The 9,861-nt window shown below is 41.4% G+C and carries 11 protein-coding genes; 2 read left to right on the plus strand and 9 right to left on the minus strand.

From position 1 onward, the window contains the following. Positions 1-119 precede the first annotated feature (119 nt). From AC058W_RS16435 to AC058W_RS16460, 6 genes are all read right to left on the minus strand, one after another. Complete coding sequence (locus AC058W_RS16435) at positions 120-812, minus strand: response regulator transcription factor (protein ID WP_117676207.1); 693 nt, start codon at positions 810-812, stop codon at positions 120-122. 10 nt (positions 813-822) lie between these two features. Next, on the minus strand, positions 823-1,653 hold the full coding sequence (locus tag AC058W_RS16440; protein ID WP_479390338.1) for a ComEA family DNA-binding protein: 831 nt from the start codon (positions 1,651-1,653) through the stop codon (positions 823-825). A 96-nt stretch (positions 1,654-1,749) separates the two neighbouring features. Beyond that, positions 1,750-2,184, minus strand: a complete 435-nt coding sequence (locus AC058W_RS16445; RefSeq protein WP_117676208.1) for a DMT family transporter — start codon at positions 2,182-2,184, stop codon at positions 1,750-1,752. Positions 2,185-2,298: 114 nt separating this feature from the next. After that, positions 2,299-2,613: a hypothetical protein gene (locus tag AC058W_RS16450; protein ID WP_243098851.1), complete on the minus strand. Its 315-nt coding sequence runs from the start codon at positions 2,611-2,613 to the stop codon at positions 2,299-2,301. Positions 2,614-2,619: 6 nt separating this feature from the next. After that, positions 2,620-4,686, minus strand: coding sequence for a hypothetical protein (locus AC058W_RS16455; RefSeq protein WP_479390343.1), 2,067 nt, complete (start codon positions 4,684-4,686; stop codon positions 2,620-2,622). Between the two features lie 41 nt (positions 4,687-4,727). Continuing rightward, complete coding sequence (locus AC058W_RS16460; RefSeq protein WP_479390339.1) at positions 4,728-5,102, minus strand: response regulator; 375 nt, start codon at positions 5,100-5,102, stop codon at positions 4,728-4,730. Positions 5,103-5,365: 263 nt separating this feature from the next. On the opposite strand from AC058W_RS16460, the gene AC058W_RS16465 reads away from it, so the two are divergent. Continuing rightward, entirely contained in the window at positions 5,366-6,082 is a 717-nt protein-coding gene (locus tag AC058W_RS16465) for a LytR/AlgR family response regulator transcription factor (RefSeq protein WP_479390340.1), read from the plus strand. 1 nt (position 6,083) lies between these two features. Next, positions 6,084-7,403, plus strand: coding sequence for a sensor histidine kinase (locus AC058W_RS16470; protein ID WP_117676212.1), 1,320 nt, complete (start codon positions 6,084-6,086; stop codon positions 7,401-7,403). Positions 7,404-7,505: 102 nt separating this feature from the next. Here AC058W_RS16470 and AC058W_RS16475 read toward each other — a convergent pair whose 3' ends face one another. The 3 genes from AC058W_RS16475 to AC058W_RS16485 form a co-directional block, all read right to left on the minus strand. Continuing rightward, positions 7,506-8,093: a DUF234 domain-containing protein gene (locus tag AC058W_RS16475; RefSeq protein ID WP_242986782.1), complete on the minus strand. Its 588-nt coding sequence runs from the start codon at positions 8,091-8,093 to the stop codon at positions 7,506-7,508. Then, the gene (locus tag AC058W_RS16480) at positions 8,090-8,737 is read right to left on the minus strand and encodes an AAA family ATPase (RefSeq protein ID WP_479390341.1); all 648 of its coding nucleotides are present in this window, start codon (positions 8,735-8,737) and stop codon (positions 8,090-8,092) included. Before AC058W_RS16480 ends, AC058W_RS16475 begins: the two co-directional genes overlap by 4 nt. A 177-nt stretch (positions 8,738-8,914) precedes the next feature. Then, positions 8,915-9,861 (minus strand): RNA-guided endonuclease InsQ/TnpB family protein (locus tag AC058W_RS16485; RefSeq protein WP_479390342.1); only part of this gene is annotated, 947 nt, incomplete at its 5' end.

Consider the following 9,861-nt stretch of genomic DNA (forward strand, 5'->3'; position numbering starts at 1 on the left):
TGTTATATTACAGCTATTTCCAATCTTCACAACTGCATTACAATTTCATCTTTAAAATTTTTCCTTGTCAATCGGATATTTGCAATTGAAGAAAGGAACTTACTTGATTCGGTTAAATCTTATTGTGCCTGGAAATAATATCCCACGCCCCATTTGGTGTGCACGTATTTCGGCTCACTCGGATTGGTTTCAATCTTCTCGCGGAGGCGGCGGATATGTACATCCACTGTACGCACATCACCCGGATATTCGTATCCCCATACAATATTCAGCAGGTTCTCACGGCTGTAAACTTTATTCGGGTTAAACACGAGAAGTTCCAGTACGTCGAATTCCTTCGCTGTCAGATTGATCTCTCTGCCTGCGATAAACACACGTCTTCCTTCGCAGTCCATACGAAGATCGCCCACCTCGATACTCTTGGCTTTTTCCTTCTCCTCATGGTCACTTCCTGCACGTCGCATGATTGCTTTGATACGCGCTTTCACCTCCAGGATGTTAAATGGCTTGGTGATATAATCATCAGCGCCATATTCCAGGCCAAGAATCTTGTCCATATCTTCGCCCTTAGCTGTCAGCATCACGATTGGTACGTTGGAAAATTCGCGAATCTGCTGACACACTTCCAGTCCGTCCATCTTTGGCAGCATCAGATCCAGAAGGATAATATCGTATTTTTTATCTTTTGCTTTCTCTACTGCTTCTTCTCCATCGTAAGCGCAGTCCACTTCCATACCATCCTGCTCAAGACTGAAACGGATTCCTTTTACAATCAGCTTCTCATCATCTACTACCAAAACTTTCCTGCTCATTCGGTTCTCCTTATCCTACTACTATCTCATCTTTTATCTTTGCAAAAGTACCTTCTTTGATACCCTGTACATTCATAATCTCTTCTATCGCAGCAAACGGCCCGTTCTCCTGCCGGTAGGCAATAATCGCCTGCGCACGTGTCGCACCGATTCCTGTCAGTGTGGTAAGCTGGGTTTCATCTGCTGTATTTATGTTGATCCTGTTATCCTGCTGAGCCTGAGCGGCTATCCCTGTGTTCTGTCCTGTCCCGGCACTTCCGTTCATCTGTCCATCTGATGCTCCGGCCATCTCTGCCGGATCCAACCCCTGCTGCTCCATCTCTTCCTGTGTAAGAATATAAAGCTGCTGTCCATCTGTCAGAACTCCTGCACGGTTTACACAATTCTGCACTGCCTCAGGAAGATATCCTCCGGCTGCCTCAATAGCCTGAAACACCCGGCTTCCGGCTGCCAGCTGAAAGACTCCCGGATTTGCAACTGCTCCGCACACATCTACATAGATCATCTCAGGCTGTGTTTCCCCAGTTGATTTTATCTCCGTCCCATTACCTGCATCTGAACCACCTGATTCTGCCTGTTTTTTCCGGGACTCTGCAGAACTGCCATCATCATTCTGTCGGTCTTCTGTATCAGCTTTCTTCTCATCTGTATCTTTCTTCGACTTCTGTCCTGATGTTTTCTCTTCTGATGACTCCGCATCCACCTCTGCCTTTGCTTCCTGCAATCCATCTATCAGAAACTGTGCCTCTCTGCTCTTACATCCTGTCAGTCCTGTAAGAAACAAAGTTCCGCACAATATCAGCATCACAGCATAACAACATCTGTTTTTTATTTTTATCATAAGGGTCCTCCTCTTATTTCTCAGAGTAAGAGTCCCCCTGTCCATAATGCCACCCTTATTGTAACGAAATCTTAATGATTTTACAATAGTAAACTCTTATTTTTGCCACTTAAATATAACAATTCCGGAAATCGCGATCAGCAATCCAAGGATTTTGCGCCATTCAAATGGTTCTTTATCTACCCCAAACAGCCCGGCCAATTCAATTACATAGGCAACTGCCAGCTGAGAAATAACGATCAGCATTGCTGCCTTTGCCGGTCCAAGAGCTCCCATGCTCTGGATTACTGTAATTGTAATAAACGCTCCGATCACACCACCAAGGAGTGTATATTTATTGTCCACCTGCCAGAGTGCAGCCACACTTTCCCGGCCTGTAAAAAGCCAGGCAAAAACACAGACTGCAAAAGCCGACAGCTGCACCCAGCCGGTTGATACCCAAAGACTGGTCTGCTTTGTCACCTCCGTGTTAAAAACACCCTGAATACTCATCAGCGCCCCTGAAATCAATGCCACTATAAATCCCCACATAAATCTGCCCTCCTGAATAATATGATCATTCTGCTTACTCCGGTAATCATTCTTATGTCGAAAAGAGGCACCGCTGTTTAGCAGTACCTCTTGTTTTCTTTAGTATTAGTCTATTCAGTTACGAAAAAAACATACAGTAAATTTCTTCATTGTGGAGTATGGACTGTAAACTCTGGATTTATCCTTGGAAGTCTTATTCCAGGAACGTACTGTCACATACCAGGTGCCTTTCTTTACGTTTGTAAAGGTTACAGTTACGGTATTTTTGTCTTCTGTACGTTTCACGTATTTCTTAACAGGATATTTCTCTCCTGCGGAGGTCTTGTATTTGTTTCCAAGTAGGATCTCATAACCTGTGGCATTTTTGCATTTTGTGTAAATGTCTAACTCATCACTAAAGTAACGAGAATGCGACGCGCAGTTATTCAAATCTGATCAGGCACCCAGAACAGCGGACATCTTAATTTCTTTTTCCGTTTCACTGAGGTCAAAATCGCCGCCATCTTCCACAGTCATGTGTACCTCATACAGTACATCTTCTGTCAGCGTATCCGGTGTTTCACCATCTTCTGTCTGGATATGCCATTTTTCTGTCGGAACTTCCTTCAAGGTACCATCTGTACCATATGCATACAGCTTCAAAGAACCTGTTTCCCCTGAGATTCCTTTCATACGTATTGCAACGGTCGTATTCGGATGTACATTTTCAACTGTGATCGTGTTCAGCCATCCTTCCACATCTCCCTGGCCACCGTCTGCTGCAAATTTCTCCTGGCTTAACACATTGCGCATTGCCTGATCCAGATCCACCTTGCGGTAAGGCATTTCCGGCAGATATACAAACCGGTCCTGAAGTCTCAGAAGTTCCAGATAGCCGGTCGGACAATAGAGCGCATTTCCGCTGTTTCCCGCATACATACCGATAGCCATGTTGTTATATCCCGGCTTGTCAGAAATATCCATGGTAAACACAGTCTCGCCTGTCTCAAAATCAAGCATGATATACTGCCACATACCGGTTTCCATATCCTGAACATATCCGTAAATATACCCTGTTGCAGTGGACAGCTTCATCATGGAAGTGTCAGACAGATCACTTCTGCACCAGATACTCTTCATCTCATATCCGTTCTCCGTCTTAACTGTATCCACACGTTCTATACCCGGCGCGATCATTTTATTGCCCTGTCTCAGCCAGCCCACATCATAAATATTCTCATAGCTTTGTATTGAGGAATCATTATCTGCTTCTCCAAGCTTCGCACTTCCTGCACCAAACCAGTTACATACGATCGTGCTTACTGTTCCCTCTCCATCATCATATACAATTGCAGAATTTTCCACAGACACCTGTGTACCTTCCGGAAGCTCATCTATAACAGGCATACTCGCAACCTGTTCTCCTGTTTTCATATCTACCGCAATAAGATTTACCGGATCCTGATTATCTGTAAACATAACCAGATCTTTGGTCAGAGACGGGGAACATCCACCTCCCCATGCAAGACCGCCGCCTGTCGTCTCATCGCCTTCTTTGCTTTCCTTGGCACCCACACTTTTATAGGAAGTTTCCCAGACTTTTTTCACACCATTATCCGCCTGGAGCAGATAACACTTCAGATTTGTCAGAATGACCGCACCCTCCTTAGATGCCGCAATACCATTCTCTGCACCCTCTCCCGGTTCCAGTTCATATACAAACACTGCATCTGACAGATCCACATCTTCTCCATTCAGGATCTTATCGATAGCTGCACGTGAAACATAGCCAAAGGTTCCCTGCTGTTTTCTGTCGGGATAAATGCGGAAGCCTCCTGTTGCAAACCAGAGATTTCCCTCATAATCAAAAACTACAGATAACAGATTCTGATCCAGTGTTTTTCCAAGTGCTGCCTCTGCTGCCGCTTTAATGTCGATATCCAGAACCTTCTCAAATTCCGGAAGTACATTTCCCTCCTCATCTGTAGCCTTAAGCATAAGTACCCGATTATCGTTCGTCGGACACACAATGCGATTGCTCTCATCTACAAAAGAATATGAACTCTGTATCAGATAGCTTCCATTGTCATGCTGTTTTGGTGAAAAATAGCCCAGGGTCTGTGCCTCATCTGCATTAATATCACGGATCGCCAGGCCACCCAGAAGAGGAACCACAGAATGTCCATAGGAATCAAAAAAGACTGCCGGCGAAGCATTGGGATTAACTTTTTCATAAGAAACATTGATCTCAGAATAAATATCAACAGGCAATACCTCATCTGTTGAATCTGTATTATAGCAGTCATGATGAATATTGGAATCACTTGCTGCCATATAAGGATTCTCGTCGATAACCTTCGGTGTAAGTGTCTTTATAGGCAGTTCTGATGTCTGACCTGCATTTTCCTCTGTCTGTGTTTCTTCTACCTGTGTTTCCTCTGCACGTACCATATTTATTGACGGTTCAGATGTTGTAGTTGCTATAAAAGCGATTATTGTAAGAATTAAAGCTCTTTTCTTCATAATTGTTTTCTTCATAATTGTTTTCCTCCTGAGTGTTTTTGTCATATTACATTTCTGCATTCAAACCAGATGGAGAGTCCTTCTTTTATTTTCTGCTCTTCCACAGGTTTCATAAAAAAATATTCTATCCGCATCCTGAACGCATGAAGCGAAAAATCAAGATCACTGCACCAGATAATCCCACATTTCGGATACAGGGAACGGAGATGTTCTGCCGCATTCAGCCCGGACACACCTGGCAATGCAAGAAACACCACTGCCGGTACTGTTTTTCGTATCCGCCCAAAAAAATGTTCCTGATTCTGATAGATTTCAATCAATGGAAAAACTTTCTTTTCTGTACAGTAATTCCTGATATATTCCGCACAGTTCTGTCCTTCCTGTTCCTGATCAGTCAATATGGCAATACAATACACGACATCCCTCCTCTTCCATTTGATGTACTCCCATTTGTTATCCTCATTATAAAAAAGTCAGAAATTTTTTCAATAATTCTGTCACGAAACGACAGAAAATGACACGAATTGTAAATCTATGGTATTGTTTTGTGATATACTTATAGCAGAATTTTATGAAAATTGCGGGAGCTGCTTTGCAGCGAAGCAATTCGTAGATATCAAGTTAGGGGCAAAATGCCTTTTGACCCTAACATCATTTTATAAATAAAGGAAGATTTACTATGAGAATTGCAATTGTTGATGATATTTCAGAAGAACGGACACTGCTTCGCAACAGACTGGAATCTCAATTTTCCAGGCGCAATGTCCACGTAGATATATTTGAATATGAAAATGGAGAAACTTTTCTCACTGCAGCGAAGGAATGTCCTTTCACGGTAGTGTTTCTGGATATTTATATGACTGGTTCTAACGGGATTGATACAGCAAAAGAACTTCGCAGATCAGATACTGACTGTCTGCTGATCTTTACAACAACTTCCACTGACCATGCATTAGAGGGATTTCAGGTCCGGGCTCTCCACTATCTTGTAAAGCCCTACAGTGAAAATGATATTTCCGCACTGACAGACGAAATCCTTTCCCGCATCCCGGATTCCGGGAAATACATAGATGTAAAGGTAAACGGCAGTAATATTCAGATTCCCTTCCGGAAAATAATCTACGCAGAGCATTTTTCCCATATGATCCACATCCACACTGCCGGTGAAAGGGAACTGGTCACCCGTCAGTCCTTTGACTCCTTCATAACCTCCCTGAAAATGGACTCACGTTTCTATCAGTGTAACCGGGGCGTTGTGATCAATCTGGAACATGCCGTTGATTTTGACGGAACAGGCTTTCGCCTTGATAACGGAAGTAATATCCCGGTAAGCAGGAAGCTTCTCAAAAACGCCAGACAGACATTTATGGAATTTCTGTTCCAAAGGAGGTCCTGAAATGACTGACATACTTCGCCCTGTACTTGAACTTTCCGTAATCATTCCCGGTATACTGCTGGCATATCTGCCTGTAAAGAGCTATCTGAGACAGACACCGCTTAAGCTGACAGCATGGCTTCTTCCTCTTCTTCTGGGAATCTGTATTTTGGGAGGAGCGGTTTGCTGTGCCCTGCAAATTCCCACCAGATGGTTCCTGTTTCCTCTGCTGCCTGTGATTATGCTCATTTATCACAAAACACTGAAAATCTCTGTCTGGAAATCTGTCAGTATTTTTCTTGCAGTCTTCGCAGTTTTTACATGTGTCAAAAGTTTGTCCCGGGCAGTTAATGCACTTATGACCGCAGACCTGCATATTACAGAAAATGAACTGTGGTTTCACACCGGTGCCGGGATTTTCTATAACGTGATCTGTCTGCTTTTTGTTCTGGCAGCCTGGTATCCTGCCCGCCACTGTGTACAGACAATGATCACAGACGAGAACTTTGCCCAGACCTGGTACGTATTCTGGATTCTTCCGGTAATCTTCATCGGAGTGAATCTTTTTATGATTCCTAAATACCGCGGTACTTTATATACCGGACGGGTCCTGCAGTGCTATATTGTTTTAAGTCTTGTACTGCTCATAATCCTGCTTCTGTTTTATGTCATGTTTCTTATGATGGCAGTCAGTCTGAACAAAAATGCCAGACTTCAGCAGGAGAACCATTTTCTTACTCTTCAGCAGGAAAGATACGAGAATCTCTGCATGGCTATTGAAGAAGCCAGACAGGCGCGTCACGATATCCGGCATCACTTTGTGCAGTTATCCTCTCTGGCAGAACAGGGTGACATGGAAAAGATCAAAAAATATCTCTCCGCTGCAACCGGAAAAATCTCTGACTATAACCTGCATTTCTGTGAAAATCAGGCTGTTGACAGTGTTTTCGGATATTATTCCACCCTTGCAGAAAGAGAAAACATTCCTTTTCATGCACTGGTTTCTCTGCCTGCTGATCTTTCCATAGATGAGATTAATCTGTGCCTTGTGTTTTCCAATCTGCTGGAAAATGCCATCCAGGCAAGTGCGAAAACAGAGCCTGCCCGCAGAAAGATTAATGTGGAAGTTTACCCCCACCATAATCATCTCCTTCTGATTCATGTGGAGAACACCTTCGATGGCAAAATACAGCAAAAAAACAATATTTTCCAATCCTCCAAACGCTCAGGAAACGGCATAGGAATCGAATCCGTCCGCCACATTACCGACAAAAACGGCGGTGCATGCAGTTTCACCTATGAAAACGGGATTTTCTCTGCAAAAATTATGCTGAGTATTTGATTTTATTATCTTTACTCAGCACTACTTTGCATTTTTTTCTGCTCCGACAGCAGATGACCTGTATTTACTTATACTATCCATACGGGCACTGGAATCAGCCTTTTATTTATACAATTCCCTTAATTCAATCAATATACGGTTTGTTCCTTCTTCACAGGTAAATCCTGATCTTGAAAAAAATCCATATCGATAACATTCCAGTCCGGTTTGTTTTACCTGACGGATTTCATTTTGGACAATACTCTCTGTTATAGGTTCTTTTCTGATCAGATATTGTTTGCAAATCCTCTCAAAGCACTTTGGTATATATTTTGTTTCAAAATCATCTGCAATATATCTATCATAAAAAATATCCGGATCCATAATATTCATTCGCGACATATTTCTGAAAATATATTTATAATAGAACAAAGACAGATTATCTGAAATAAAATATCCCGATTTTTTTCTGTTGTTTTCATCGTTAATCGGAGCTTCTTTTGCAACAACATCCATGCGCATCAGCTTATCAAGAATATCTACTAACGCAGGTCCGCTTGAGACATTCGACTGGTCAAGGATATCTTTATATCTGCTAAATCCTTTTGCAAGTGCTTCAAAGACTTCATTTGCATTTGTAATTTTTGAAATTTCTGAGTTCAGGTACATAGATACCTCATTTTCCAGACGTGCCCCGGATGAAGCAATCAATTCAATGATATTCTCCCGTACACTTTTTTTGCATCAATCAGCCGGTTATAATACGGAATTCCACCAAACACACTATACAATCTTACTTTATCTTCTTCTGAAAACCCAGAATAAAACATTGCTGATTCATAATAGTCCATTGGCTTCAGATTAATCGTAAGATCAATTCTTCCATATAGCGGATTTTGTTTTTCCAAAAGAGCTTTCATCGTATCCACATAAGAACCACAGACAATAAGTTTCATATTAGAAGTATCTTTGTAATGATCTATGACAGATTGCAAAACGCTGTCAAGTCCCTTTGAATTTTCCCTTAAATATGGATATTCATCCAAAACAAAAATCATCGGTTCTTTTTCTGATTTTTTAAACAAAAATCGCAACAGAGCTTCCATATTTTCAAATGCAGGTTTGGGAAAGTCAAATATTTCGCCTATAAGTTCAGCTAAACTTTCTACATTATTCTGTTCTGTAGTTTGTTTACATTCATAATAAATGCTTTTTATATCTGTTTCTTTTAGTACCTGCTTAATAAGTTCACTTTTTCCAATTCGCCGTCTGCCATAAATCAGAGAAATCATTTGACCGTCTGAGCGGAACATGGTACACAATTTTTTTCTCTCAGTTTCTCTCCCATAAAACATATGCAGCCTCCGTTACTGAAAACTTATAAAAAGTTATAAACTTCTATGTTCCATTCCTACTTCAACGAGTATGCTTTTGATGATATAAATATCAATCTACTCACAAGTTCCTGTACTCTCCATAGGCGTAAATTCCAGACTAACGTATCCGTACATATTTGCATTAACATTTCAGTGTCAGCCTGCAAATTTTTCTCCATAAGTCTTGAGATTTATAGATGCCTGGAAATCCCTGTCAATCATATTCCCACACGCACATCTATAAACTCTGTCAGATAACTTCAGATCTTTTTTGATGTTTCCACAACAGCTGCAAAGCTTTGAGGATGGATAAAACCGATCGACCACAATAAGCTGGTTCCCTTTATCGCTGCACCTATATTCAAGCTGTTTTCTAAACCCAAAAAATTCCTGTGCCTGAACTGCTTTGGATAAATGTCTGTTTTTCATTATTCCGCTGACATTCAGATCTTCAATACATATAAATCTTGGTTTTCGATTTACGATCTCCGATATGGTCTGATTTAAATAATTTTTACGGATGTTTGTTAATCTGTGATTTCGTTTTAATAAAAGTTTTTCCTTTCTGATTACATTATTTGTTTTACAGTAACTTTCCCCTTTCTTATTTTTCTCGTAAGAACGAGAGATACTACGCTGTAATCTGCGTTTCTGTTTTTCTAATTTCTTTACTTTCCGACTCTTATTGATGTTCTTATACTTAGTCCCATCAGAGCAGACAGCCAGATCTTTGATTCCCAGGTCTATGCCGACTCCGTCATCATTAAGTGTTTCCCTGCAGTCAGGAAATTCTACACATACGCTGATCCACCAGTTCAATCCGTCAAAAGATATTCTCGGGTTCATATATTTAGCATTTGTCGGAATACGTCCATGTTCTGCAAGTCTTACCCAATTCATTTTTTTATTTGCTTTCCTGCCGGAAGAAAAGCCTTCAAATTTAACGTGTGTATTACTGAAGCGTATCTTAACGTTGTCCTGATAGAACTTCGGCATTGATCTCTTTTTTGACTTGAATCCTGGGAACTTTTGCAAACCCCTGAAAAAGTTCTTATAAGCAGTACAGGCATCTTTAATTGCCTGTTTGGTTACATTATTTGAGA

This window comes from Blautia sp. CGZ-1-C1 (genome assembly GCF_056504575.1).

Coding starts and splice junctions, on each gene's coding strand:
- AC058W_RS16435 (WP_117676207.1), bottom strand. CDS start 812: ATGAGCAGGAAAGTTTTGGTAGTAGATGATGAGAAGCTGATTGTAAAA.
- AC058W_RS16440 (WP_479390338.1), bottom strand. CDS start 1,653: ATGATAAAAATAAAAAACAGATGTTGTTATGCTGTGATGCTGATATTG.
- AC058W_RS16445 (WP_117676208.1), bottom strand. CDS start 2,184: ATGTGGGGATTTATAGTGGCATTGATTTCAGGGGCGCTGATGAGTATT.
- AC058W_RS16455 (WP_479390343.1), bottom strand. CDS start 4,686: ATGAAGAAAAGAGCTTTAATTCTTACAATAATCGCTTTTATAGCAACT.
- AC058W_RS16465 (WP_479390340.1), top strand. CDS start 5,366: ATGAGAATTGCAATTGTTGATGATATTTCAGAAGAACGGACACTGCTT.
- AC058W_RS16470 (WP_117676212.1), top strand. CDS start 6,084: ATGACTGACATACTTCGCCCTGTACTTGAACTTTCCGTAATCATTCCC.
- AC058W_RS16480 (WP_479390341.1), bottom strand. CDS start 8,737: ATGTTTTATGGGAGAGAAACTGAGAGAAAAAAATTGTGTACCATGTTC.